The 25458-nt window shown below is 55.7% G+C and carries 22 protein-coding genes; 14 read left to right on the top strand and 8 right to left on the bottom strand.

Annotation, left to right across the window (positions count from 1 at the left end; genetic code table 11):
- The first annotated feature begins 57 nt into the window (after nt 1-57).
- The 4 genes from ACXAG1_RS06090 to greA all read left to right on the top strand — a co-directional run bounded on the left by ACXAG1_RS06090 (nt 58) and on the right by greA (nt 6214).
- Entirely contained in the window at nt 58-648 is a 591-nt protein-coding gene (locus tag ACXAG1_RS06090) for a YfiR family protein (RefSeq protein WP_475119235.1), read from the top strand.
- A gap of 508 nt (nt 649-1156) precedes the next feature.
- The gene (gene carA, locus ACXAG1_RS06095) at nt 1157-2293 is read left to right on the top strand and encodes a glutamine-hydrolyzing carbamoyl-phosphate synthase small subunit (RefSeq protein ID WP_475093926.1); all 1137 of its coding nucleotides are present in this window, start codon (nt 1157-1159) and stop codon (nt 2291-2293) included.
- Nucleotides 2294-2361: 68 nt separating this feature from the next.
- Nucleotides 2362-5592 (top strand): carbamoyl-phosphate synthase large subunit, encoded by a 3231-nt coding sequence (gene carB, locus ACXAG1_RS06100; protein WP_475091972.1) that lies wholly within the window; start codon nt 2362-2364, stop codon nt 5590-5592.
- 145 nt (nt 5593-5737) lie between these two features.
- Nucleotides 5738-6214: a transcription elongation factor GreA gene (greA, locus tag ACXAG1_RS06105; protein ID WP_475091973.1), complete on the top strand. Its 477-nt coding sequence runs from the start codon at nt 5738-5740 to the stop codon at nt 6212-6214.
- A gap of 84 nt (nt 6215-6298) precedes the next feature.
- Here the strand turns inward: greA and ACXAG1_RS06110 are convergent, their stop codons facing one another.
- The 8 genes from ACXAG1_RS06110 to ACXAG1_RS06145 form a co-directional block, all read right to left on the bottom strand.
- Nucleotides 6299-7171, bottom strand: coding sequence for a hypothetical protein (locus tag ACXAG1_RS06110; RefSeq protein ID WP_475091974.1), 873 nt, complete (start codon nt 7169-7171; stop codon nt 6299-6301).
- A 103-nt stretch (nt 7172-7274) separates the two neighbouring features.
- A complete protein-coding gene (locus ACXAG1_RS06115) occupies nt 7275-8162 on the bottom strand; it encodes a hypothetical protein (RefSeq protein ID WP_475091975.1) in 888 nt (295 codons plus the stop codon).
- A 519-nt stretch (nt 8163-8681) separates the two neighbouring features.
- Nucleotides 8682-9521, bottom strand: coding sequence for a hypothetical protein (locus tag ACXAG1_RS06120; RefSeq protein ID WP_475091976.1), 840 nt, complete (start codon nt 9519-9521; stop codon nt 8682-8684).
- A gap of 91 nt (nt 9522-9612) precedes the next feature.
- Complete coding sequence (locus tag ACXAG1_RS06125) at nt 9613-10155, bottom strand: hypothetical protein (protein WP_475119236.1); 543 nt, start codon at nt 10153-10155, stop codon at nt 9613-9615.
- Between the two features lie 47 nt (nt 10156-10202).
- Nucleotides 10203-11066: a CsgG/HfaB family protein gene (locus ACXAG1_RS06130; RefSeq protein ID WP_475093927.1), complete on the bottom strand. Its 864-nt coding sequence runs from the start codon at nt 11064-11066 to the stop codon at nt 10203-10205.
- Between the two features lie 142 nt (nt 11067-11208).
- On the bottom strand, nt 11209-11628 hold the full coding sequence (locus ACXAG1_RS06135; RefSeq protein WP_475091978.1) for a curli assembly protein CsgF: 420 nt from the start codon (nt 11626-11628) through the stop codon (nt 11209-11211).
- The gene (locus tag ACXAG1_RS06140; RefSeq protein ID WP_475091979.1) at nt 11628-12089 is read right to left on the bottom strand and encodes a CsgE family curli-type amyloid fiber assembly protein; all 462 of its coding nucleotides are present in this window, start codon (nt 12087-12089) and stop codon (nt 11628-11630) included. The genes ACXAG1_RS06135 and ACXAG1_RS06140 overlap by 1 nt, the downstream gene beginning before the upstream one ends.
- Entirely contained in the window at nt 12086-12679 is a 594-nt protein-coding gene (locus ACXAG1_RS06145; RefSeq protein WP_475091980.1) for a response regulator transcription factor, read from the bottom strand. Before ACXAG1_RS06145 ends, ACXAG1_RS06140 begins: the two co-directional genes overlap by 4 nt.
- Nucleotides 12680-13361: 682 nt before the next feature.
- On the opposite strand from ACXAG1_RS06145, the gene ACXAG1_RS06150 reads away from it, so the two are divergent.
- The 10 genes from ACXAG1_RS06150 (at nt 13362) to ACXAG1_RS06195 (ending at nt 25404) form a co-directional block, all read left to right on the top strand.
- Nucleotides 13362-16175 (top strand): xanthine dehydrogenase family protein molybdopterin-binding subunit, encoded by a 2814-nt coding sequence (locus ACXAG1_RS06150; protein WP_475119237.1) that lies wholly within the window; start codon nt 13362-13364, stop codon nt 16173-16175.
- A gap of 12 nt (nt 16176-16187) precedes the next feature.
- Nucleotides 16188-16733, top strand: coding sequence for a (2Fe-2S)-binding protein (locus ACXAG1_RS06155; protein WP_475119238.1), 546 nt, complete (start codon nt 16188-16190; stop codon nt 16731-16733).
- Entirely contained in the window at nt 16734-17957 is a 1224-nt protein-coding gene (locus tag ACXAG1_RS06160; protein ID WP_475119239.1) for a c-type cytochrome, read from the top strand.
- Entirely contained in the window at nt 17954-18733 is a 780-nt protein-coding gene (locus ACXAG1_RS06165; RefSeq protein WP_475119240.1) for an outer membrane protein OmpK, read from the top strand. The genes ACXAG1_RS06160 and ACXAG1_RS06165 overlap by 4 nt, the downstream gene beginning before the upstream one ends.
- A gap of 7 nt (nt 18734-18740) precedes the next feature.
- Nucleotides 18741-19931 (top strand): HlyD family secretion protein, encoded by a 1191-nt coding sequence (locus tag ACXAG1_RS06170; RefSeq protein WP_475091985.1) that lies wholly within the window; start codon nt 18741-18743, stop codon nt 19929-19931.
- Nucleotides 19918-20895, top strand: a complete 978-nt coding sequence (locus ACXAG1_RS06175; protein ID WP_475119241.1) for an ABC transporter ATP-binding protein — start codon at nt 19918-19920, stop codon at nt 20893-20895. The genes ACXAG1_RS06170 and ACXAG1_RS06175 overlap by 14 nt, the downstream gene beginning before the upstream one ends.
- The gene (locus ACXAG1_RS06180; protein ID WP_475119242.1) at nt 20892-22016 is read left to right on the top strand and encodes an ABC transporter permease; all 1125 of its coding nucleotides are present in this window, start codon (nt 20892-20894) and stop codon (nt 22014-22016) included. The genes ACXAG1_RS06175 and ACXAG1_RS06180 overlap by 4 nt, the downstream gene beginning before the upstream one ends.
- A gap of 234 nt (nt 22017-22250) precedes the next feature.
- The gene (locus tag ACXAG1_RS06185; RefSeq protein WP_475119243.1) at nt 22251-23681 is read left to right on the top strand and encodes a hypothetical protein; all 1431 of its coding nucleotides are present in this window, start codon (nt 22251-22253) and stop codon (nt 23679-23681) included.
- Nucleotides 23682-23718: 37 nt separating this feature from the next.
- Nucleotides 23719-24480: a glycerophosphodiester phosphodiesterase family protein gene (locus ACXAG1_RS06190; RefSeq protein WP_475119345.1), complete on the top strand. Its 762-nt coding sequence runs from the start codon at nt 23719-23721 to the stop codon at nt 24478-24480.
- Entirely contained in the window at nt 24481-25404 is a 924-nt protein-coding gene (locus ACXAG1_RS06195; protein WP_475091990.1) for a glycerophosphodiester phosphodiesterase family protein, read from the top strand.
- Nucleotides 25405-25458 lie beyond the last annotated feature (54 nt).

Here is a 25458-nt window from a genome sequence, read left to right on the forward strand (position 1 = left end):
GGGAGCCCCACCGCTAATTTCCCGGTGGGGCCATTATTCGCGCCGGTGACCCCATAGATGTTCAAGTTCGCTATTTTGACCGCCAAGATGACGTCGGCCTGCTGTCGTCTGCTGTGCTGCTGCCTTGTATCCAGCGCGCTTGCCGCCGCCCCTGCGCGTGCGGATTACCTTTCCGATACGGACCTTGGCCGTAAGGTCATGGTCGACTACATCGTCCATTTTGCCCACCACTTCCAGTGGCCCATTGAGGTGTTCAACGGTTCCGCTGCGCCTTTCCGTATCTGCGTGGTGGGCGACGATGCGCTGATACCACCACTGAGCGTGCGATTTCACCGGCACCGTATCCAGGGGCGCCTGGTTGAACTGGAAACGGTAAACGACGATGAGACCATGCGCATGCGGCGTTGCCAGATTGTGGTGATGGGGGGTGAAATGGACAGGGAGCTCATGGCCAAGACAGTGGGCGCGCTGGAGTTCTTTCCGGTGCTGACCGTCAGCGACGTCAGCCGTTTTACCCTGCTGGGGGGCATGGTGGAGTTCTCCGGCAGCGGCGCCAATTTGTCCCTGCAATTGAACAAGACCCGTCTTGACCGCGCGGAACTGAAAATGGGCACCAGCCTGTTCCGCCTGACCCGCGCCGCGAACTAGCGGCGATTCGCGCCTTCCTTCTGACTGGCTGTCCCGGAGAGTGATCTCTGGCGTAAATTTGTACTGGCGATTACTGCCGTTTTCCCGTAGAATCTGCGCCCGGCTTGGAAAGGTCCCACCGAAGTTTCCCGCGCCAGAATGGCTTCTTCCCGTGTTCACGCGGTCGAGGAGCAGGCAGCAGGGCCCGTGGCTTTCCAGCCCCAAAATTGCGCCGGTGCTGGCGGATTTCCCCGCCCACTCAACCGAAAAACCGGTTGCCGGACACACCGTGAGAGCCCAGGTACATGCCGCAGTGAGCGCCCGAGAAGAACTCTATAACGAAGCGAGATGAAGCGTAGGTTTCATCTCGCTTTTTTATAAAGGGCTCAGGGGAAAAAGTTGCAGCTGAAACTTCACCTGGCACGCACCCTGAATTACCTGTTCAGGTGCGCCCTCTCACCCTGCCCGGAAGCTGTTCTGACGACTGGAGATTGAATTGAACAACGCCGTTCCCACGCCGGAATCCCTGATGCCCAGCACCACCCCGGCTTTGCTGGTGCTCGCCGATGGCAGTGTCTTTCGCGGTCGCGCTATTGGCGCGGAAGGCTCAACTGTTGGTGAGGTGGTTTTCAACACCTCCATGACCGGTTACCAGGAAATCCTGACCGACCCGTCCTACGCCCGCCAGATCGTTACCCTGACTTACCCTCATATCGGCAACACCGGTACCAACTCGGAAGATGAAGAGTGCGGTGAGATCTGGTCTGCCGGTCTGGTGATCCGCGACTTGCCGCTGCTGGCTTCCAGCTTTCGCAACGAGCAGTCCCTGGAGGATTACCTCAAGGCGCGCAATATCGTCGGCATCGCCGATATCGATACCCGCCGCCTGACCCGTATTCTGCGCGACAAGGGCGCCCAGAGCGGTTGCATCATTGCCGGTGAAGGCATCGATGAAGCGGAAGCGCTGAAAAAAGCCCAGGAGTTTTCCGGCCTCAAAGGCATGGATCTGGCGAAAGTCGTCTCCACCAAGGAGAAGTACGACTTCAACGAAGGCACCTGGGAACTGGGCCAGGGCCACAAGCCGGCACCGGCGGCGCAGCCCCACAAAGTGGTGGCCTACGACTTCGGCGTTAAGCGCAACATCCTGCGCATGCTGGTGGACCGCGGCTGCAGCATCACGGTGGTACCGGCGGAAACCCCCGCATCCGAGGTGCTGGCGATGAACCCGGACGGTGTCTTCCTGTCCAACGGCCCCGGCGACCCCGAGCCCTGCGATTACGCCATCAAGGCGATCCGGGAAATCCTCGACACCGGCCTGCCTACCTATGGCATCTGCCTGGGTCACCAGCTGCTGGGCCTGGCGGTAGGCGCCAAGACCGCAAAAATGAAATTCGGCCACCACGGCGGCAACCACCCGGTGCAGGACCTGAACTCCACCAAGGTGATGATCACCGCGCAGAACCACGGTTTTGCGGTGGACATGGACTCTCTGCCGGAGAATGTGGAAGTTACCCACAAATCTCTGTTCGACGGCACCCTGCAGGGCATTCGACTGAAGGACAAACCGGCGTTCAGCTTCCAGGGTCACCCGGAAGCGAGCCCGGGGCCGCATGACGTGGCGCCGCTGTTCGACCAGTTTATCGAGATGATGGAAGCGCGCCGCTAAGCCGCCTCTACTGAAACGAAGACCAGAATTTTATCCACCGGCTGCGGCCGGCTAGATACGGAAGAAAGATGCCAAAACGCACAGACATTAAAAGCATTCTGATCATCGGCGCGGGCCCCATCGTCATCGGTCAGGCCTGTGAATTTGACTACTCCGGTGCCCAGGCGTGTAAAGCGCTGCGGGAAGAGGGGTTCCGGGTGATCCTGGTGAACTCCAACCCGGCCACCATCATGACCGACCCGGCGATGGCGGACGCCACTTACATCGAACCGGTGGAGTGGAAGACCGTTGCCAAGATCATCGAGAAAGAGCGCCCGGACGCCATCCTGCCCACCATGGGCGGCCAGACCGCACTGAACTGTGCGCTGGCGCTGGACAAGCACGGCGTGCTGAAGGAATTCGGTTGTGAGCTGATCGGTGCGGACAAAAACGCCATCGAAAAAGCGGAAGACCGCGACCTGTTTGACAAGGCGATGAAGGCCATCGGCCTGGAAACCCCGCGCGCCAAGATCGTCCACTCCATGGAGGAAGCGAAGAAGGTACCGGAAGAATTCGGCTTCCCGGTGATCATTCGTCCGTCCTTCACCATGGGTGGTTCCGGCGGCGGTGTGGCTTACAACTGGCCGGAATTTGAAGAGATCTGCAAACGCGGCCTCGACCTGTCGCCCACCAACGAGCTGCTGATCGACGAATCCCTGCTCGGCTGGAAAGAGTACGAGATGGAAGTTGTGCGTGACAAAAACGACAACTGCATCATCGTCTGTGCGATCGAAAATTTCGACCCCATGGGCGTGCACACCGGCGACTCCATCACCGTAGCCCCGGCGCAGACCCTCACCGACAAGGAATACCAGCTGATGCGTAACGCATCCATCGCGGTATTGCGGGAGATCGGTGTGGAAACCGGCGGTTCCAACGTGCAGTTCGGTATGGATCCAAAAACCGGCCGCATGGTAGTGATCGAGATGAACCCGCGGGTATCCCGCTCCTCCGCACTGGCCTCCAAGGCCACCGGCTTCCCGATCGCCAAGGTCGCGGCCAAGCTGGCGGTGGGTTACACCCTGGACGAACTGCAGAACGACATCACCGGCGGTGCCACGCCGGCGTCCTTCGAGCCGTCCATCGACTACGTTGTGACCAAAATTCCGCGCTTCACCTTCGAGAAGTTTGGTGAAGCGGACGCGCGCCTGACCACCCAGATGAAATCCGTGGGTGAGGTGATGGCCATTGGCCGTAATTTCCAGGAATCCATGCAGAAAGCCCTGCGCGGTCTGGAAGTGGGCTCCTTCGGTTTCGAGCCGAAGATCGACGCCGCAGAAGTGGGCTCCATGGAGCGCCTGCGTCGCGAACTGTCCGTACCAGGCGCCGAGCGTATCTGGTACGTGGGCGATGCCTTCCGCGTGGGCATGAGCATCGATGAAGTGTACGAACTTTCCGGCATCGACCCCTGGTTCCTGGTACAGATCAAGGAACTGATGGATATCGAAGAGCCGCTGAAGTCCATGCCCACCTCCGCGCTAACCGCCGAGACCATGCGCTTCCTGAAGCGCAAAGGCTTCTCCGACAAGCGCCTCGCGGATCTGCTCGGCGTGAGCCAGAAGACCGTGCGTGAATTCCGCCAGAAGATGGGTGTCTTCCCCGCCTACAAGCGCGTGGACACCTGTGCGGCAGAGTTCTCCACCAGCACCGCCTACATGTACTCCACCTACGATGAAGAGTGTGAAGCGGAGCCGACGGACAAGAAAAAAATCATGGTACTCGGCGGCGGTCCAAACCGTATCGGCCAGGGTATCGAGTTTGACTACTGCTGTGTGCACGCGGCACTGGCCATGCGCGAAGACGGTTACGAGACCATCATGGTCAACTGTAACCCGGAGACGGTTTCCACCGATTACGACACTTCCGACCGCCTCTACTTTGAGCCGGTCACCCTGGAAGACGTGCTGGAAATCGTGCGCAAGGAAAAGCCGGTGGGCGTGATCGTACAGTTCGGTGGCCAGACCCCGCTGAACCTGGCGCGCTTCCTGGCCAACGAAGGTGTGCCGATCATCGGTACCACCCCTGAACAGATCGACCGCGCGGAAGACCGCGAGCGCTTCCAGCAGATGATCATGCGCCTCGGCCTCAAGCAGCCGCAAAACGCCATCGTGCGCTCCGAGTTCGAAGCCATCCAGCGCGCGAAAGAAGTGGGTTACCCGCTGGTGGTGCGCCCCTCCTACGTACTGGGCGGCCGCGCCATGGAGATCGTCTACAAGGAAGACGAACTCAAGACCTACATGAAGGAAGCGGTGGAAGTTTCCGACGATGCACCGGTACTGCTGGATCACTTCCTGCACTCCGCTATCGAAGTGGACATCGATGCGGTATCCGACGGCCAGGACGTGGTCATCGGCGCAATCATGCAGCACATTGAACAGTGTGGCGTACACTCCGGTGACTCCGCATGCTCACTGCCGCCCTACAGCCTGCCGGCTGAGGTTCAGGACAAAATGCGTGAGCAGGTCAAAGCCATGGCCCGTGAACTGGGTGTGGTTGGCCTGATGAACACCCAGCTGGCCTACCAGGACGGCGAGATCTACGTGATCGAGGTGAACCCGCGCGCGTCCCGTACCGTGCCGTTCGTGTCCAAGTGTATCGGCACCTCCCTGGCCAAGATCGCCGCGCGCTGTCAGGCCGGTATCAGCCTGAAAGAGCAGGGCTTTACTACCGAGATTGTTCCGGACTACTTCTCCGTCAAGGAGTCTGTATTCCCGTTCAACAAGTTCCCGAAGGTAGACCCGATCCTCGGCCCGGAAATGAAATCCACCGGCGAAGTGATGGGTGTGGGCGAGACCTTCGCCGAAGCCTTCGACAAGGGCCTGATTGGCGCCGGCGACGCACTGCCGGAATCCGGCAAGGTTTTCATCTCCGTGCGCGATGTGGATAAGCCCGGTGTGGTGGACGTGGCCCGCGAGCTGGCCGGCCTCGGCTTCGAGCTGGTGGCTACCCGCGGAACCGCCAAGGTCTTGCAAGAAGCGGACATTCCCGTTAAAACGGTGAACAAGATGAGCGAAGGGCGCCCGCATATCGTCGATATGATCAAAAACGACGAAATCGCCCTGGTGGTGAACACCACCGAAGGCCGCCAGGCCATTCGCGATTCCGCGGACATCCGCCGCAGTGCGGAAAACCACCAGGTTTGCTACACCACCACCCTGGCGGCGGCGCGTGCCATGGCCATGGCCATGCAGATTGCCGAGCCGCACAAGGTACGCAGCTTGCAGGAGCTGCATCAGCGTGTAGTGCGCCTGCAGGGCTGATCAGCGAGCCAATCTGCACTGCTTTTTAGTGGTGTACCTGAAAAGCTCCGCCGTTTGGCGGAGCTTTTTCGTTAAAGAACGCTATTAAATAACCATTGCGGCCGGCATTGACCGGTCGCGAAACACTGAGAATGTGGAGGTTCCCATGAACCGCGTACCCATGACTGTTGAAGGCGCAGACGCACTGCGCACCGAACTGGAAGATCTGAAAAAAGTACAGCGCCCGGCCGTGGTGCAGGCCATTGCCGAAGCCCGCGAACACGGCGACCTGAAAGAAAACGCCGAGTACCACGCTGCGCGTGAGAAGCAGGGTTTTATCGAAGGCCGTATTCAGGAAATCGAAGCCAAGCTGTCTTTGGCACAGGTGATCGACGTTAAAGCGATAGAGCCTTCAGGCAAGGTGATTTTCGGTACTACCGTGACCATCATTCACCTGGAAGACGACAGTGAAGTGACCTACAAAATTGTTGGTGACGATGAGTCTGATGTGAAGAACAAGAAAATTTCCGTGAACTCCCCGATTGCCCGTGCGCTGATTGGCAAGGAGGAAGGGGATATTGTCGTGGTAAACACCCCATCGGGTGCCATCGAGTATGAGATTGATTCGGTAGAACACATCTAACTGTCAGTCTCCCAAAAATAAAAAAGGGCGGTCAATAGACCGCCCTTTTAATTTTGAGCAAACATATTCCGCTTACTTCACAATTTACTGCAAGATATTAGCCTGGTTTCCGATACCGGTCTGCGAAACAATCGCAGTGTTTGATGCGGAGATCTGGCTGATATAGGCATTGTTAAGCAGGCCATTCTGACTGACGATGGCGGTGTTGCCGCCAAGTACACCAGCCTGAGAAATTACGGCCATGTTGGCAATGCCATCTTGCGTCACCAGGGCGGTATTGAAATTCGACGTCTGTGTCACGCTGGCGAAGTTGGCGACACCGTCCTGACTGATGTCAGAACTGTTGCCTTGACCGGCCTGTGTGCTAAATGCGACGTTGTAAGTACCGCTTTGCAGAATATTGGAGTACTGCCCCATGCCTGTTTGCGTAATAAAGGCCTGCTGTCCAACACCAAACTGGGTGATATGCGCATCGGAATCCTGGGCGGCAATCTGCCCGATATTCCCGTTGTGCAATGAACCAAATTGAGTGATGGTGGCCAGATTATCGCTGCCGGCAAGCTGCAAAATATTGGCGCTGTTGTTGTCGCCTACCTGGAATATGTAGGCTTCGCTGTTGGTGGCATCAATCTGAAGTACGGTACCCCAGTTGTTTACACCCAATTGAAAAATCGCATTGCTATTGTCCTGACCGCCGACCTGTAACGAGTAGGCGTCATTGAATAGCCCGAATTGAGTGTGCTGGGTAATACTACCGAATGAGGCTACAACCGAGCTGCTTTGGTTAAGGCCGCCAGTCTGTGTCTTGATAATGACACTGCCATCCATGCCCGTCTGATCGATGAGCGCTGCGTTACCGAATCCCGTTTGTGTGAGGATGGCAACGTTGTCTGACGCTGAGGCTAAACCACTCGTCGCCAATGCAGCAGCTAACGCACAAAAGTGGAAAGCTTTCATTGGAAACCCCTCTACTGCTTACGTCAAAGGAAGTTCAGGTTTATCCCGAACACCTGGTGCAGTAATCGGCGGCCTCGCGGCCGCCGAAACTTCTGTCGGTGTATTACTGGATGATTACACCAAGGTTAGCAACACCCACTTGAGTGCCAACGGCCAGGTTGTTGTCAGTAGTTTGAGCGGTGATGTGCAGGTTCAGTGCGCCGCCCTGTGCGGTGAACGCGGCGTTACCGTCACCAGTTTGACCTACGTAGGCGACGTTCAGTACACCAACTTGCAGAGTAGAAGCCAGGTTGTCATCGCCGAACTGGTCGTGATCAGCAATGTTCAGAGCGCCCACTTGGGTGATCATCGAGTCATTGCCGTTACCCACTTGCAAAACATCAGCAACGTTCAGAACACCGAACTGACTGGAAACGGAGGTGTTGCCGTTGCCTTGTTGCAGGTGGTTAGCAAGGTTGGCAATACCAAACTGATTGGCAACGGCAGTGTTACCGATGCTGGCAGACTGGTTGATGTTCGCCTGGTTCAGCAGGCCGGCCTGGTTGATGGTTGCATCGTTGAATGCAGATTCGTTCTGGCCGATGTTACCGTCGTTCAGAACACCAACCTGGTTGATGGTGGCATCGTTGAAGAAGGAGTTGCTCTGGAAGGTAGTCGCGTTGTTGAGCACGCCCGCCTGGTTGATGGTCGCATCACTGTCGATGGTGATGAAGCCGTTCTGCAGGGAGAAAGCGTTGTTCAGTGCACCAATCTGGAAGTGGTTGATGTCATTGAATGCGCTGATAACACCGAGCTGCAAAGCGGTAGACAGGTTAAGTACACCAACTTGGGTTTGATAAACCTCGTTGAAGCCACCGATAAGTTCCAGCTGGGTAGAGGTCGCCAGGTTGAAAGCACCAACTTGGGTTTGAACAGCAATATTGTCGTCTGCGAAAACACTGCCGCTGGTTACGAGTGCGATGGCAGCAGCGATACGGGAAAACGTCTTCATGAGTTGCTCCTTTACTTCGGACGTTAGAATCCAACCAGCCCCGAGGGCGGAACTGATCTTCAATGGTGCTGAAAGCAGCGCCATATTCCTTATCGGGCGAGGTACCAAGCTGAGATCAGGTTAATCTCATGAGTACCCAGTCGCCCTGCGAACGATTTCCGGTGGGGTGTCCCACGATTCTTCTTGCCTGTTCAAACCTTGGGCGTCAGGTTTGAATTTTGGACAGAAAGAACAAAAAATGTTCACCTTGGTATTGAGTGTTGTCGCTGGCTGGGTGGGTCGCTATAGGAGGGAAGTCATGAAAGACTAGGAAAAAAGTACAGTTTTTAATCAGTATTCATTCTGATTAGCCGGGTTTGATAACCGAAAGGTTGAGAGTTGGCGCGCAATACTTTTTGTGGCGCTTTTTTAGTATCGATGAAGGCGTTTGCAGGCAATAGTGACTGGGCGTAAAGCACGGGCAGAGTGTTGAGGTAGAGTGGTATGCGGGGCAGCAATTGGCCCCGTCATGTTATTGGCTCAATTGCTGAGTGACACTGAATTGCCGTGCCCAAACTGGGTGACGATGACAGTCGAGGAAATACCGGCCTGATTGATCGATGTGGCATTAAGGTTTCCGACCTGATTGACGAGAGACTGATGGCCTCCTCCGAGCCCAAAGGTGCCACTTTGCGATACAGCAATTTGATTGAACGAACCACTCTGAAAGGTGCTGACACTGTTGTAGCTATCGTCTTGCGCGAGTTCTGCCTGGTTGGCAATACCGCTCTGCAGTATTTCAGCATCCTGAGCCAGCCCGGATTGCTGGGTGGCGGCGTAGTTAAACGCTCCATCCTGACTTGTGGCCGAGAAACTTCCACTGCCGGATTGTCGCATTAACGTCGTGTTGTCATTGCCATATTGGTTGACGTAGCCACGGCTGTAGATACTTCTCTGTTGAGACACCTCGGCCCGGTTTATCACGCCAGCCTGCAATGTCTGCACTTCGTTGAAGTTTCCGTTTGTCTGGTCCACCCCGAGCTCGTTTCCAAAACCGACCTGCTGGCTGGTGGTCGCATTATCAAACACATAAATCTGGGTGATCTGTACGGAGTTCTGTGCGCCAAACTGGCTGCTGGAAATCGAATTTTGCGCACCGTACGCCTGTAACGCAGAATTCTTGTTAAGCGTGCCATCCTGTATCTGCGCAATGGTGCTATCGCTTTCGTTCAGCTGCCCACCATCGGCAGTATTCGCTTCCCCATCCTGTTGTTGTGTCAGTGTATTTCCGGAACCGGTGTTGACCTGTTCCGTTATCGCAGGGATATCTTCGATGGGGATCTGGTGCTGATAGGGCAATAACTCCTGTGTATACGCCACGTTTGAGCCCGATAGCAGGCACAGGGTTGCTATCGTCAGGTTCGATAACCGGGAGCCAGCCAGCGTCTTTTTGCACCTGGTGAATCTTGCATCAGTCATATTGGTTGACCGTTGTTGTCATCGAAACCCCTGTCTGGGTAACCGCTGTATGTAACCCATTACCGCGCTGATTGATAGTGATCTGGTGTGCCAGACCTATCTGTTCGACGGTCGCCGAATTCTGAATACCGTATTGCGTGATACCCGCCTTGTGCGCAAAGCCAATCTGTTCCAGTAAAATAAGATTCTCATAGCCCGCCTGCAGCAATACGGCGATGTTACTTTCCCCTTGCTGACTGGTAATCATGCTATTGCTCTTGCCGATCTGATTGACGATCTGAAGGTTGCCGTAGCCAGACTGTTGAATGGAAAGGTAGTTAACCGTGCCAGACTGGTCTGCGGCAATATGATTGAAGTTCCCTTCCTGGTGGATCACGGCGAGGTTTGCCGAAGCCCCAACACTGTACAAATCCAGTTCGCTGACAGCAGATAACTCCTGGGCTGCCGAAAAATCGTCAGCGCATACTGTTCCTGTGGACAGGAACAGCATCATTGCCAGTGCTGTTCGCTGATGGCGGCTCGTACTCGGTTCCATCCCTACCTCGGCTTCTATACTTTTACTGGAGAGTGAAGTGTCTGTTTCTACATAATCGCCGTGCTTTCATTGAGGTAGTACTGGAGCACTGGGCTGTTTATGTCATCCGGGTTTTGCAGAGCCCAGGAGTTGTCGACAATACCCTTGCTGATCAGGTGAATGACCGCGGACTCCATCGCGGACAGCATGGCGAGCTGAGCGGGCTCATTGGTTGTGGTACCCGCCTCGATTTCCAGCAGCCGCTTGTACTTCACGTAGCGGAATACATCAGCACTGATAGCTTTTGAATAAACAGTTTTGGATGTCAGAACCGTATGCAGCACCCGGCCAGAACGGATATCGATGGCACGAAGGTTAACGGTTACCTGGTCGACCCGATACTGCTCATCGGCGCCAATGCCAAAGTAGCGAGCGCCGGCACCACCGGTTTTGATATTTGTGTCATAGGCCACAATGCCGCCCTCAAGCAGAATGTTGGCCGCGACCAGTGATGGCAATGCCAGATTATTTTCTGGTGCATTGGGCTTGGCGAGCGCGGCACGAATAATTTTCCGCTCGGTGAGCAGGTTCTGCAGTCCCTCGCGCTCCAGCGGGATAAACCAGCCGGACTCGTTGAGTACGTTCATCAACATAGACGCCGCACCCTGGGTTACAGCAGTGGAAAAGCTACTCGCCGGTGAAGGTTTATATTGCCCGGTTTGATCGCGGAAGCTATACACCGCTGCCAGGATTTTACCCTTCGGTTGCGGCAGGCTGAGCAGGTCCCGGTAGGTTTCATTTCTCGGGGTCAGTTTGGCGGTTTCTTCACCGGGGCCAAAAATGGCGTCGCCGGTATTTTTTACGGCCGTGCATCCTGCCAATGCGGTTACGAAAGACAGGGCTGCAACCAGTTTTGTACCTCTTAAAAACATCACGCTTATCTCCAATATTATTCGTGATTATTCAGGGCTCACGGATCAGTCCCGGGTACATCTAGGACTCGATAGCTGTACTTCCTCTCGTGTAGTTCCTGTTGTGCCGAATTTGGTGCTTTGTTCGGGCCAGATGGTTGATTCAGTTGGTTGGATTCAGCCCACTGACGATGATTTCACTTTTATCGCCGGTGGTGCGGTCGGTGATGAGTACGGTGAGCTGTCCGTCGTTGTCGACAATTTGCACGATGAAATCATCGGTGACCAACTCGCCACTATTGCCGTCGCCCACATCGGTAAGGAGCTGGTTCAACAGGCGGGTTTCCAGTGAATCGGTAAAGCGATCGAGCGCGCTGGGCTGTTGGTACAGGTCCGCCGGATTATCTGGATCCTCGTGGTCATCCTGTGATTGCGCGTTCTGGATTAAATAACTACCGTTCAGTGGATTCCCGCCAAAATTAGGGTTTACCGGTTCGTAGATCAGTTGAGAGGCAAGCCCATGGGCCCCTGCAAAGAGGAGGATGGGAGCCGTGGCCAGTGCGGCCAGCCTGTTGATTTTCATTAGAATTCATCCTTTCCTAGATCGAAGTGATCGGTTAATGCCTGTCGGACCATTTCCTGAAGCACCATCTCGTGAATGGCCTTTGACGTTTCTTCGGCGACTGCGCGAATATTGTTGGTACTGGGACTGATAAATTGTCGAAAGACAGTTTTGTTGTTGTAAGTCACCCAGATCAGATTGCCCCAGCGTGCGGAGGGGCGCTCCTGAATGGTCAGGTTGTAGGTGCTATCCGGGTAGTGAAGGTTGCGGTATTCGCTCATATAGCGCGCAAAATCATGTCCCGTTCGGGTGATGGTCTGATCGATATTAAATCCGCTGATCTCATCTTCGATCTGACCACTGTCGGATTGCCCCGGACCTTCTTCCAGTGCACTGGAGTCGCCCTCCTGAGCCCAGGTGATCGCAGACAGGCTGAAAAGAGTGATGAACAGCGGTATAGCGAGCCGGACCAGGGGATTCATATCCGCTCGACCTGCAGGTGAAGCTTTGCCCAGTTACTGGCCTGAAGCCGGTTCTTGACTCCGATCTTCCGGTAAATGTTGTACATGTGATTTTTGACGGTGTGTTCGCTCAGATGCAGGCGCGAGGCGATGATGCTGTTCGGGTCACCGGTCGTCAGCTGGGCGAGAATTTCCTGTTCCCGCTTGGTGAGCAGAAGTTGCGAGCGCGGATCTGGTTCGGATTGCGAGCGGGTGTTCTGAATGGAATATTCCAGTTTTTTGATCAGGTCTTTCTGACTGGCCCGATTGTCGCAGAGAAAGGAAAATTTCCGGCTCTCAAGAGGCTGCGTGATATGCGCTGGAAGCTCTTGCGGGATGTTGATAAGGATCACTTTTGAGTGATCAATATTCTTCAGGTAATTGAATTCAGCACTGGGCGTGGATTTTGACGATAGTCCAAAGCAGTCGACCACAATGGCATCGTAAGTCTTCAGGCAGTGTTTCTGTTTACCGAAATCCGATTTTTCCCAACTGAAAGGAATAGATTCTGAAACAAGTGAGAACAGCAAGTCCCCATGCAGGCCGGAATCACTCAAAAAGAGAATCGGCATGAAAGTACCCCGTGATTAGTCGCTGATGATCCCAGGTGGAGATTTATGCGCCTATGATCACAGGGGTGTTCCCCGCTGCTCACCTCTCTTACTTCTAGTTCGGGCGGTTACCGCTAATTGCCCCATTTTCAAGAGTTTGCGCAAGTCCGTTAAGTGGAAAATCTCATTCCTTGAGAAATTTGTATGGAGTGTAGTCGGCTTGCCTTGGGGTGCTGATGATTGTTGTGACATATATCACATATTATTTTTTGTTAAGAAATGAGTTTTTAATAATGGATTATTCCCTGCGCAAACGATTTGCGTGCTTGTTGAAACAAATTTCTATTCTTGGCCGGACCAGATAGCGACTTTGGTTTTCCCTGGCAGGATTTGTTGGTGAATGGGTCCTTATCTTCGGGCTTTATTCTCCCGCCGTTAGGTTTGGCGCTGGCCTGAGCAATAACAAGGGTCGAGATAGAAGTCGCGCCACAGGTGATCCGATTATTGGAAGTTCGGCGTCGGGAGAGCTATTAGTTCATGGATGGCGCGAGTGAGAGTGTGCTTGATCACCGTGCTTAATTAAAAGACAAGCGCTTGCTGTAGGTACCCATTCAGGGTGCTGGTTCATGTTACGACCTGTCTCCCGGTGTTGTCGCGGGAAACATTCATTACCGAAAATCCACGACAATCAGTCAGGAAGACTATGCAAGGGTTCCGTGCGGATCGGCGAAAATTTATCAAGGTCTGTACCGTTGCCGGTATCAGTGTATTCGCTGTGCCTGCGCTGTGGCAGCGTAGTAGTGCCGAAACACCGGAGTTAGCGAATAACCTGCCGAATTGGCGGGGCGTAGGAGATGAGCCTGCATTTCGCATGGACGGTATCGCTAAAGTTACCGGACAGAAAATCTTTGGGCGGGATTTCCGTGCCGCGGATATGCCCGGGTGGAAACAACAGCAGCATTATGCCTATGTATTGCGATGCAATCGGGTAGAGCGGCGCTTTAGCGGGATCGACTGGAGCCAGCTTCCCCCCAATGCTCAACCCTACGCGAGAGTGACCGCAAAATCGCTGACAGAAAAGAAGCTGAAGCTACCGCCTTTTTACGGTGATGCGATGCTCCTGCCGGAGGGCGAGTCTCCCTTTTATTACGGTCACGCAGTCGCCATTCTGCTGTTCGACGATTTCGAAAAATATGCCGCCACAAAACAGGCTCTGCAGTTCAATGAGCAGATCATTCGGTACGGCGAGCAGACACCTCCGGTGGAAAGAGATCCATACGCCAGCTGGCGCATTATTCGTGTGGAAGGCCCGGAGGGACCGGGCGGAGCTGATCTCTATTCTCCCCTGCAGGATGGCCTTTTCTTTCCCAATTATCATAACCGCAAGGTGGCGTGGCCGACCGATGCCAACAAGGCCGGGGACGTCAGCGAACGGGGTATCTTTTACGCGCAGGAAATTCGTAAACAGTCCCGGGATGAAGCCGGCTCCGGTAACTGGCACCTGGTTGAAGGTGAATACCATACGCAGATCATCGACCCGATGATGATGGAGCCCGAGGCATCCAATGTCTGGTTCGATAGTGCGCAGCAGACGCTACACCTGGTATTGACCAGCCAATCGCCGCAGGATTTTCAGGAGCTGGCGGCCCATATGATTGCGGAAAGCGGCTATGGCTCCGACATTAAAAATATCGTGGTGCACTCGTCGGTAGTCGGCGGTGGCTTTGGCGCAAAAGACCATTCAATTTTTCCGTATTACGGTTTGGTTGCCGGGCTTTTCGCGACCGCGCCGGTGCGTTTGGCCAATAACCGTTTTGAGCAGTTCCAGGCGGGACTTAAACGACACCCCTTTCATATGCGCAACACATTGGCCGTGGACAGAAAGAGCGGGAAGTTTCAGGCCCTTATTGCCGAAATGCAGGTCGATGGTGGCGGTCGGCAGAACTTCAGCGCGTCTGTGTCGATGGTCGGGGCCAGTGCCATTCAGAGTATTTATTATCTGCCTCGCAACGATATTTCCGCGGTCGCCAACCAGTCCATGAATGTGGACTCTGGCTCCATGCGCGGCTACGGCACCCTGCAGACCATGTCCGCGATGGAAATGATGGTCAATCAGGCGGCGGAAGAGTTGCGTATTGACCCGATCGAGCTGCGCTTGCGCAATGCCTTTCAGAACGGCTGGCGCAATACTCAGGGAGCGGTGCCGAGAGTCGGGGTTCGCTATACGGAACTACTGGAGCGTGCCCGCAAGCACCCGATGTGGCTTGAGCGAGCGGAGCGTAAAAAGGCGTTCGAACAGAAGAATCCCGGGCTGCTGTTTGGCACTGGATATGCTATCGCCACCAAAGATTACGGCACCGGAGCCGCAGCGCCGAGTGCGGCAGTGCAGTTTGACGCTGAGGGCCGAGTTTCCATCGCGGTAGAGTTCATGGAAATGGGTACCGGGATTAGTACCTCCCAGTCCATGCTGGTGGAAAGTATTCTCGGGCAGCCGGCGCATCGCTGTGACGTGGGTGAGGTGGATGCCTGGCATGCATTGCAGCAGTTCCAGACCGAAAGCCCATACACCATGAGCCAGGACCACCAGGATCAGATGTCCTCTGACCCCCTGTGGACACCGGTAACCGCAATGGCCAGTGCCGCATCCATGTCGGCCTATTTTCAGAGTCACGCAACACAGCAGGCGGCACAGATCCTTCTTGCCCAAGGGCTAATGCCTGCTGCCCGACGCCTGTGGAAATTGACGGACATGGACGATTCACAGGTTCAGTGGCGAGAGGGCAAATTGCATTACGGCAAGCGGCAGCCATTGTCTCTGCCGCAATTGGCCGAAGAGGCGCATCGCAGTGGCGGTGTTACCGGGGTCATGGTGCACAGCTTCAATCGCTGGGAGTGGGCGGAAGCTGATTTTGATATTGATGACGTTCCGCAGACCCGAAGCGTCGACGGATTGGCCCTGCGCCGTGGGGGGCGTTCGCAAAAAGTTCTGGCCGGCGAATACGAAGTAGTGAAGCGCCGTGCCGTGCGTTACCCGCCTACGGCCCTGAACAACGCCATGGTCACCTACTACGCACCGACCGCTGCGATGGTTGAAGTGGCTGTCAATCCGGGGACCGGGGCAGTCACTATTCACGGACTGCAGAATTATATGGATTGCGGCCGCCCCATCGTGCGCCAGCTGGTGGAAGGACAGATTGAAGGCGGGGTGGCCATGGGAATCGGCCATGCGCTGTACGAAGTACTGCCAACTCTGGGGGATGGCGCGGGCAATGGCACCTGGAATCTCAACCGCTACCAGGTACCGCTCGCGAAACACGTTCCGGTATGGAATCAGCAGCATGACATTCTGCCCCCGGAAACGGAACAGGACCCGCATAAGGGTATCGCCGAAGTAGTGATGATTCCGATTGTTGCGGCACTGGTCGAAGCCATTTATCAGGCCACCGGAAAGCGGTTCAACGAAACGCCGGTTTCGCCGGAAAAATTGCGTCGTGCGCTCAACCCCCAGGTGCTGTGAGGAAACTGAACAATGGCGAGAATTCCGGTTTCAATGGTGGTGAATGGGGAGAAGGTGGGCCCCGTGGACGTGGACGAATACACCTCCATGCTGGATTTTCTACAGGAGTACCTGAACCTTACTGGCACCAAACTTGGCTGTGGTATCGGTGTCTGCCGCGCCTGCACCATAGTGGTGGAGGGCGAAGATGGTGCACTGGAGCCCGTGCGCAGCTGTATCAATAATGTCGGGCGTTTTGATGGGAGCAAAGTCACCACCGTTGAGGGGCAGGCCGAACGGAGTGGTGATGGCGAACTCTTGTCTTTATCGCCGGTGCAGCAAGCGTTTCTGCGCAACTTTTCTTTCCAGTGCGGCTGGTGCACGGCGGGTTTCGTCAACGCTGCGACCGCACTGATCGACGGACTCAGGCGCGAGCCAGTGTCGGCGGACAGGGTGGAGCAGGTAATCGAAGGGGCACTGGGAGAACATATCTGTCGCTGTACCGGTTACGTGCGCTACTTTCGCGCGGTGAAGGAAGTCATTGAATCGACTCCTGGTTTACTGAAGGAGAGCGACTAAATGTTCCGGGTGACACTCTTTCTGTCCTGCATACTGGCCATTGGCACTGCGACTGCTGAAACACCGGTAGAAAAGGGGCGCTACCTCGCTACCGCCGGAGACTGCGTTGCCTGTCATACCGCAACCAACGGACGCCCATTTATCGGTGGCAGGCCCTTCCACACCCCTTTCGGGATTCTTTATTCGACAAACATCACGCCGGACAAAAAGACCGGTATCGGCAACTACAGCCTGCAGGACTTTACTGCATCCATGCGTCGTGGAGTGGGGATGCATGGCAATCTCTACCCGGCCATGCCGTATACCTCTTATTACCTGATTACCGATGAAGATATTGCGTCCCTGTACGCCTACTTCATGCAATTGCCACCGGTTGAATATGTGGCGCCAAAAAATGATCTTTTTTTCCCCGCGAACCTGCGGTTTGGTCTGAAAAGCTGGAACTGGGCGTTCTTTGACAGGAAGCCACTGGCACAAGTCGCAGGAAAAAGCGCTGAATGGCAGCGGGGCAATTATCTGGTCAATACCCTGGGACACTGCGGTGAGTGTCATACACCGCGTAATTTTGCATTTGCAATGAAGCAGGATGACGCTTTCGCGGGCAACATTCTCGAGGGGTGGGACGCTGTGGATATCCGCCCTCAGGCCCTGCAGCGCCAGGGTTGGGACAGGGATAATCTGCGGCAACTATTCACATCCGGTGCCAGCGAGCGGGGCATGGCTTTCGGTGAAATGTTCAGCGTGGTCAAGCACAGCCTGAGCCATCTCTCTGAAAGTGACATCAATGCGATGATCACCTATCTGTTGGACGACTCCCAGGCAATTGCGGTGAATGATGGTGATGCGACCCTCGCTGCGGACAAGTACCGGCAGGGACGCGCTGATTTTGTCGCCTACTGCGCCGCCTGCCACGGGCGCGAGGGCGCCGGTATAACACTGGCCTTTGCACCGCCGATGAACCGCAATGCGGGTATTCGCGGTGAAAATCCATATAACACCATTGCGGTGATCCTGCGGGGACTACCGGTGCAGCGCATGAGCCGTTCCAATGCGCGCGCCGGAATGCCAGCCTTCGCCCACGAACTGGACGATGCACGGATTGCCGGACTGGTGAACTTTATGCGTGCGGCATGGGGTACATCCTCAAACGAAGTAACCCGGGATCAGGTTGCCGAGATTCGGGCGGACCTTCTCAAACACGGATTTCTTGGAGAAGTGGAATGAACGGTTTCCGGCAAGCTTTCGGGGGCCTGTTCATAGCCCTCAATTTGGTGGCATTCCCTGCGCTGGCCGCCGAGTGGTCGACAACCGAAGCGCAGTTGCAGTACGGCCGCCTCAAGAACCCGTTTGATGGTGGCAAAACCAGCACGACCATTCTCACCCTGCAGCATGCCAGTGGCTGGAAGTATGGCGATAACTTTTTCTTCGTCGATTTTATCAATGACGGAGCACGCGATGGTTTCAATGACTCCGATGTCTATGCGGAATGGTATCCAAATTTCAGCCTCGGAAAGATAACCGGATGTGACCTGAGCTTTGGGCCGGTTAAGGATCTGGGAGTGATCGCGGGATTTAATTTCTCGTCGGATGCCAATGTCGAGAAGTTTTTACCCGGTGTGCGGGTGGCGTGGAAACTACCGGGAGAGGCGTTCCTGAATACGGATATTACCGGGTACAAAGACATTGGCTACGGTGATGGCGCACCCAAAGAGGGTGATAGCTACATGATCGACTTCAACGGTGCCTTTCCTTTCAGTATTGGTGAGCAGGATTTCAGTATCGAGGGGCATATTGAATATATCCACAACCGTACCAGCGAGTTCGGTGATGTTAAAAGCTGGGTTTTCGCCCAGCCCCAGTTTCGCTGGGACATGGGCAAGACGCTTTTCAACAGCCCCAAGCAGATTTTTGTGGGGATAGAGTACCAGTACTGGCGCAACAAGCTCGGCGTCGATATTACCGAGAGCACCGTGCAGGCTCTGCTTGTATGGCGTTTCTGATGCAGCGATGTGTTTATCCCGCCTGAACCCGCAAGGTGTCGTTTTCTCGATTCTGCTTTTCCTGACGGCCTGCGCCGAGCGAGAAGACGTAGCACTGGGTACCCTGGAGTGGGATCGGATTGTGCTGCCGGCGCCGGCGGCAGAAAAAATTGTGCGCGTTTATGTACGCGAGGGCGAGCGGGTAGGGCCCGGGCAGCGGCTGCTTGATCTGGATGCTTCGGAAGCTCTGGCACAGCTACACAATGCAGAGGCCGCGGTTGCACGGGCACAGGCTGCGCTGATCGAGTTACGCGTGGGTCCTCGGGTTGAGGAAATCGAGCGTGCCAGAGCCAGTCTTGTGGCGGCTCGTGCAAACCTTGTGGATAGCGAGGCGGATTACCAGCGTCTGGTTGCCCTTGGCAAAAAGAATTATGCATCCCGATCAGATATTGACGGCGCCCGCGCAGCCGCAGAAAGTGCCGGCGCCCAGGTGCGAGCGGCGCAGGAGCAATTGCTGGAGTTGGAGCGCGGCACCCGGGCTGAAGATATTGATCAGGGCGAGGCGTCCCTGGCTGCGGCGCGCGCCCAGGCTCAGGCACAGCGGGTTCTGCTGGAAAAACTGAAACTACGCGCGCCTCGTGCGGGCGTGGTGGATAGTATTCCCTTCAAGCTGGGTGATGAGGCCCCCATCGGTGGTGCACTGGTGGTTTTGCTCAGTGGCGAAACCCCCTATGCGCGGGTATACGTACCCCAGTCACTGCGGCGGGATGTTGTTGTTGGCGGACGCGCGCGGATTATTCTGGATAGCAGTGTTGACCGTGGCGGTTCCGCTGCGACGCACTCTGAACAGGATCACTTGTCGCTGTTCGACGGCCGCGTGCGTATGGTACGTAACGAACCCTCCTTCACCCCCTACTATGCGCTCACCGGTGATGATGTGGCGCGCCTCAGCTATATCGCCGAAGTTCAGCTGCGCAATGATCCGCGGGCAACGCAGCTACCCGCTGGTCTGCCCCTGCGTGTGGAATTCCTGCCGGGCGCCGTCGGTGAGGAGGAGTATCCACAAGGGGGTCTTCAATCTGACACGCAGGATCCGTATTCCGTCTACACGCCCGACATTCGGCCAGATACTCAGCCAGATACGCACAGTCCGCTCCCCGATAAAGACGCTGATGCGTATATGCCACGCGATCCAGAGCCCTACAATGGCGGAAAGTGAAATTGCGATCTGCGCCAGAGGTCTCAGCAAGCAGTTTGGCAACCTGGTTGCGGTAGACCAGGTTGATCTTACGGTGCCCCGCCAACAGATCTACGGGTTTCTCGGGCCGAATGGTTCCGGCAAGTCCACCAGCATTCGCATGTTGTGCGGATTGCTGACACCTTCGGCGGGCGAGATTGAAGTTCTGGGCCTGCAAATCCCTGCCCAGGCGGAAGTCCTTCGCCAGCACATCGGGTATATGACACAGCAGTTTTCACTGTTTGCCGATCTTACGGTGCGGGAGAATCTGGAGTTTCTGGCGGCGGTCCAGAATCTACCGGCGCGTCAGGCGCGATCGCGTATTGACAACTTACTGGTGGAGTACCACTTCGAGGGACGCGCCCGACAGCTGGCCGGAACCATGAGTGGCGGCCAGAAGCAGCGCCTGGCCCTTGCTGGTGCGGTGATCCATAAACCGGAACTACTGTTTCTGGATGAACCGACCAGTGCGGTGGATCCGGAATCGCGGCGGGACTTCTGGGAAAAGTTATTCGAGCTCACCGATAGCGGCACGACAATTCTGGTCTCCACCCACTATATGGATGAAGCCGAACGCTGCCACCGTCTGGCCATTCTCGATCGCGGTCGACTGGTTGCCGATGGTACCCCCGGCGAACTGACCGGAGCGCTGGAAGGGCGGACCTTACTGGTGGAAGCGCACAATCAGCGTGCAGCTCGTGAGCAGGTGTTGCGCGTACCGGGAATCATTAGTGCGGCACAGATTGGCAACAGCTTGAGGATCCTGACCGACGGTAAACAGGGTGCAGCCGAGACCCGGCAGCAGCTGCAGAACATATTGCAGGCGCAGGAAAGCGATGTGCGTGTTGCACCGATCGGCGCCAGCCTCGAGGATGTGTTTGTCTCGGTAACCCACCGTCAGTCGACCGGTACCGGAGCTGCGGCGGAAAAGGAGGGCCGCACTTGAACCTGCGTCGCCTCTGCGCGGTACTGATCAAGGAATTCCGCCAGATGCGGCGGGACCGGATGACCCTGGCGATGATTGTGGGGATCCCGGTCATGCAGCTGGTGCTGTTTGGCTACGCTATCAACCTTAATTTAAGGCATCTGCCCGCGGCGATTGCGGATCAATCCGGTACCAGTGCGTCGCGCCAGTTCGTGATGGATATGCTGGCGACGGAGGTGATCCAGCCCGTGGCACCGGCGCAAACGCCAGAGCAGTTGATGGAAATGCTGCGGCGCGGAGAAATCAGTGTGGGGGTGGTCATTCCCTTTGATTTTGAACGCCGCCTTGCGGTTGGTCAGGAGGCGGTTCAGATTCTGGTGGATGGCAGTGATACGGTCGTACAGAGCGCCGCCGCACAGCTGGCCCAGATTCCCATTGGCGAGCCTCCGCCGGAAAATAATACGCAGTTACCCAACCGCCAGTCCTCTGTACCCTTCCCGCAAAGCGCCATCAGCATTGTTGCGTTTTATAATCCGCAGCGGGTTTCTGCGATCAACATTGTCCCCGGGCTTATCGGTATCATTCTTACCATGACCATGGTGATGTTCACCTCTGTGGCGATTGTGCGGGAGCGGGAACGGGGCAATATGGAATTGCTGATAGCGACCCCCGTGAGCAGCGCGGAACTGATGATTGGCAAGGTTCTGCCCTATGGCCTGATCGGCCTCATCCAGACCAGCCTGATCCTGATACTGGGTTTGTTTCTGTTCAGTGTGCCTATTCGCGGAAGCCTGCTCGATGTGTACCTGGCCGCGCTATTACTGATCCTCGCCAACCTGGCGATGGGGCTGTTGATCTCTACCCGTGCTCAGTCTCAGTTTCAGGCAATGCAGATGACCTTTTTTGTGTTTCTGCCTTCGATTCTGCTATCCGGGTTTATGTTTCCGTTTGAAGGTATGCCCGGGGCGGCCCAGTGGCTGGCGGAAATTCTGCCTCTCACTCACTTCCTGCGCCTGATTCGGGGCATTATGCTGCGCGGTGCAGATATCCTCGAATTGTGGCCGGACCTGATGGCCCTGCTGGCCTTCATTGCGGTGATGATGACCCTCGCAATTCTGCGCTTCAACAAGAGCCTCGACTGAACCACCCGATAGGGCTATTCGATTGCTTGGCGTGCAATGCATCTTCCTGAGAACTTTCCTGCCAATTCCCCCTCTATTTCACCGCAGGTACCGTGCTTTTCACAGCATTTGTGGGACTGTCCACGGGAATCCGATTCATACAGTTGGTAGCATCTGACGGGAACCCATAAAGGACGTACCGGGGTCTGTACACACAATAACGTTGCTGCCTGTCAGCAGGGAGGAAGCTGTACCATGACCGAGCTATTCCACAGTTTGCCACCATGGTTGTGGTTTGTGATTGCACTGGTTGCGCTGTTCCTGGCACGCAAGCCCGTGCATCAGGGAATTTATGCGCTGGCGCGCTTTTTTCACCAGTCTTTCCGACTGGGTGCCAACGCCGTTGCCGCCGCTGAGGCGCGACTGCAATTGCGTAATCGTGAGGTGCTACTGGCCGCAGGTCGAGAGACCACCGAGCGGCAGATAGAGCGGGACTTTGATCGAATTGAAGGGGCGATGAAAAAAGAGCTTGCGCAATACCCGGCATTACACCGCCGTCTGTGCGAGCAGCTCACCGCCATCGACGAAGACTATGTGCGCAGCGCCGAAGTACCGCCGGAACCGACTAACTGGGCAAAGGCCATCAAGGCGGTTGCCGAGATTCCGGCCAAGCAGGACCCGGTGGTGGGCGATGTACTGGAGACCATTCACGGATCCATGCGCAAGGCGGAAGGCAAGGCACTGGAAGCCTATCGTGAATCCGCGCGCGAGCGTCATCAGCTACTCAAGCGCATGATGCCCGCCTGGCGATCTATTCTGAAAAGCCTCGGCAAAGTGAACAAGACGGTCACTACCGTGCAGCAGCGTGCCAAAGTGATTGATGGGCATATGGAGCGCTATGAGGAAATCCTGCAGGGGAGTGACCGCGCGCAACGCATGCTGTCCTCGTCTTCCCTGAGTCAGTTTTTTATCTCCGCGTTCGTACTGACTATCGCAGTGGGTGGGGCGCTGATCAATTTTCATTTGATCGCTCGGCCCATGACCGAAATGGTCGGTGGCACCAGCTATATCGGAAACTTCAAGGTTGCGGATATTTCTGCGCTGGTGATTATCCTGGTGGAAATTACCATGGGACTGTTTGTGATGGAGTGCCTGCGAATCACTCGCCTGTTCCCCATTATCAGTGCACTGCACGATAAAATCCGCACACGCATGATGTGGGCTGCGTTTTTTCTGCTGTTCTTCCTCGCGACATTGGAAGCGGGACTCGCATTCATGCGTGAAATATTGATGCAGCAAGATCTGGCCGTGAGCGCCCAGTCGCCCGGCGAGGACGCGGCGGTTTCAGCGGGTGGCATTTCCTGGATTATCACTGCGGCGCAGATGGGAATGGGTTTTGTCCTGCCGTTTATGCTCACCTTCGTGGCTATTCCGCTGGAGAAATTTATTGCGTCGACCCGCACGCTCATCGGGTTTTTTGTGGCCTTTTCTCTGCGTTTACTCTCAGTTATTCTGCGGCTTGCCGGCACCGGCATTCTTCGCACCGGTGCCATGCTGGTTCGTGTCTACGATATTGTCATTTTCTTCCCGTTGTGGCTTGAAGCCCGCTACTTGCGCTGGCGTGAACAGGCTGCTCGCAAAGTGGCCGCAAGAAAGATCCCGGCTGAGCAAATCCCCGTTGACTGATATTCAAGGCTGGTTGAGTCAAAACCGATCGAACCCAATGGTGATCGCCCATGGGGATGAGCGCGGGCGCGGGCTCTGTCCCGGCAATACGCGGTTGTACCTGCGCAAAATGGTTGCGCTCGGGGTCGATGCTGTGGAAATTGATGTGAACCTTACCGCAGACGGTCACCTGGTATTACTCCACGACGGTACCCTTGAACGCACCACCGATGGCAGTGGTTTGGTAACCGGCAAATCCCTTGCGGAGTTGAGAGAACTGAATGCAGCCTATCACTGGTCATCAGACGGGCATCACTTTCCCTATCGCGACGATCCCCAGCCGCTGATGACCATTGATGAAGCGTTTAGCGAGTTCCCGCAAGTGCCGATGATTGTCGAGCTGAAGAACGATGACCCGCGCGCGGCGCAGGCGCTGGCGAAGGCGATCGAGCGGGCGGGCAGCCATTCGCGCGTTATTGTTTCTTCATTTCACCACGGTGTGATTCGCACCTTCCGCAAGCTCTGCCCCGACGTTGCTACAGGGGCCACTTTACCCGAAGCATTATTGTTTTTTGTTGCACAGCTGGTGTTTGCCGAGCGTTTTCTTAAACCCGCCTATCGGACCATGCAATTACCCATGCGCTACTATGGCATACCGGTGTTTACACACCGTTTTGTAACAGCTGCCAGGCGCTGTGGGCTGCCCCTCTCCGTGTGGACGGTAAATACCTCCGCCGCAATGAAAAAGTTCATTACCCTGGGGTTGGACGGAATCGTTACCGACCGCCCCGATAAACTGATGTCGACTCTGGAACGCTGAATGATCAAACGTCTATTGTTGTTGCTGCTGATCTGTCTGTTGGGATTTCTCGGCTGGCGTTATCTCGCTGCGCGCCCGGCACCCTACACCGGACTGCAATTCCCCAGCTATCAAACGGAAGGTTTTCGCCGGCCGCTGGTGATTTCCCATGCGGATGACTCCGGCCAGGGACTTTACCCGGGTAACACGCCGATTTTTTTACAGAAAATGGCCGAGATGAAGGTGGATGTTCTGGAAATGGATGTGCATGCCAGCATCGATGATGAACTGGTGTTGATGCACGATGATACCGTCGACCGAACCACCGACGGCAAAGGGCGCATACGCGATAAAACCCTTGCTGAGCTCAAACAGCTGAATGTGGCTTACAACTGGAGCCAGGATGGCAGTCGCTACCCCTATCGAGACAATCCCCAGCGTATTCTCACTGTGGATGAAGTGTTCAAGACCTATCCTCGCTACCCGATGGTGATCGAGCTGAAAACCCCGAATCCCGAAGCAGCGCGCTCACTTTGTCACAAGCTGAAGGCATACAACAAAAGCAACCTGGTGATTGTATCTTCCTTCCATCAGGGCGCCGTGGATGCCCTGCGCGAAGACTGCCCGCAGGTGGCTACCGGGGCTGGCTCCGATGAAGTCAAGGTCTTTGCCACAGCCAGCAAGTTACGCGTGTTCCGGCTACTGAGCCCGCGCTACCAGGCGCTGCACATTCCCACCGAGTACGATGGCATTGCCCTGGTGGATCGCAATAGCCTGCATCAGGTTCAGGATCACGGTGTGCGCGTCGATGTGTGGACGGTCAATGACGAGGCCGAGATGCGCCGACTGATAGAACTGGGTGTGGATGGGATTATGACCGACAGACCCGATCGCCTGTTTCAGGTGATCGAGGAGTTGCAGGACTTTCACGAGATGAGCGAATGAGCAAATAAGCGATTTCCCGCGACTGAAACAAAAAGGCTTCCGTTCCGGAAGCCT

The organism is Microbulbifer sp. ABE4_465, assembly GCF_056160765.1.

Excerpts from the sequence above, each read along its gene's own strand:
- ACXAG1_RS06175 (WP_475119241.1), top strand. The coding sequence starts at position 19,918 with ATGGCGGAAAGTGAAATTGCGATCTGCGCCAGAGGTCTCAGCAAGCAG.
- ACXAG1_RS06170 (WP_475091985.1), top strand. The coding sequence starts at position 18,741 with ATGTGTTTATCCCGCCTGAACCCGCAAGGTGTCGTTTTCTCGATTCTG.
- ACXAG1_RS06195 (WP_475091990.1), top strand. The coding sequence starts at position 24,481 with ATGATCAAACGTCTATTGTTGTTGCTGCTGATCTGTCTGTTGGGATTT.
- ACXAG1_RS06130 (WP_475093927.1), bottom strand. The coding sequence starts at position 11,066 with ATGTTTTTAAGAGGTACAAAACTGGTTGCAGCCCTGTCTTTCGTAACC.
- greA (WP_475091973.1), top strand. The coding sequence starts at position 5,738 with ATGAACCGCGTACCCATGACTGTTGAAGGCGCAGACGCACTGCGCACC.
- ACXAG1_RS06090 (WP_475119235.1), top strand. The coding sequence starts at position 58 with ATGTTCAAGTTCGCTATTTTGACCGCCAAGATGACGTCGGCCTGCTGT.
- carA (WP_475093926.1), top strand. The coding sequence starts at position 1,157 with ATGCCCAGCACCACCCCGGCTTTGCTGGTGCTCGCCGATGGCAGTGTC.
- ACXAG1_RS06190 (WP_475119345.1), top strand. The coding sequence starts at position 23,719 with ATGGTGATCGCCCATGGGGATGAGCGCGGGCGCGGGCTCTGTCCCGGC.
- ACXAG1_RS06145 (WP_475091980.1), bottom strand. The coding sequence starts at position 12,679 with ATGCCGATTCTCTTTTTGAGTGATTCCGGCCTGCATGGGGACTTGCTG.
- ACXAG1_RS06125 (WP_475119236.1), bottom strand. The coding sequence starts at position 10,155 with ATGGAACCGAGTACGAGCCGCCATCAGCGAACAGCACTGGCAATGATG.
- carB (WP_475091972.1), top strand. The coding sequence starts at position 2,362 with ATGCCAAAACGCACAGACATTAAAAGCATTCTGATCATCGGCGCGGGC.
- ACXAG1_RS06155 (WP_475119238.1), top strand. The coding sequence starts at position 16,188 with ATGGCGAGAATTCCGGTTTCAATGGTGGTGAATGGGGAGAAGGTGGGC.
- ACXAG1_RS06160 (WP_475119239.1), top strand. The coding sequence starts at position 16,734 with ATGTTCCGGGTGACACTCTTTCTGTCCTGCATACTGGCCATTGGCACT.
- ACXAG1_RS06110 (WP_475091974.1), bottom strand. The coding sequence starts at position 7,171 with ATGAAAGCTTTCCACTTTTGTGCGTTAGCTGCTGCATTGGCGACGAGT.
- ACXAG1_RS06165 (WP_475119240.1), top strand. The coding sequence starts at position 17,954 with ATGAACGGTTTCCGGCAAGCTTTCGGGGGCCTGTTCATAGCCCTCAAT.
- ACXAG1_RS06115 (WP_475091975.1), bottom strand. The coding sequence starts at position 8,162 with ATGAAGACGTTTTCCCGTATCGCTGCTGCCATCGCACTCGTAACCAGC.
- ACXAG1_RS06140 (WP_475091979.1), bottom strand. The coding sequence starts at position 12,089 with ATGAATCCCCTGGTCCGGCTCGCTATACCGCTGTTCATCACTCTTTTC.
- ACXAG1_RS06150 (WP_475119237.1), top strand. The coding sequence starts at position 13,362 with ATGCAAGGGTTCCGTGCGGATCGGCGAAAATTTATCAAGGTCTGTACC.
- ACXAG1_RS06135 (WP_475091978.1), bottom strand. The coding sequence starts at position 11,628 with ATGAAAATCAACAGGCTGGCCGCACTGGCCACGGCTCCCATCCTCCTC.
- ACXAG1_RS06185 (WP_475119243.1), top strand. The coding sequence starts at position 22,251 with ATGACCGAGCTATTCCACAGTTTGCCACCATGGTTGTGGTTTGTGATT.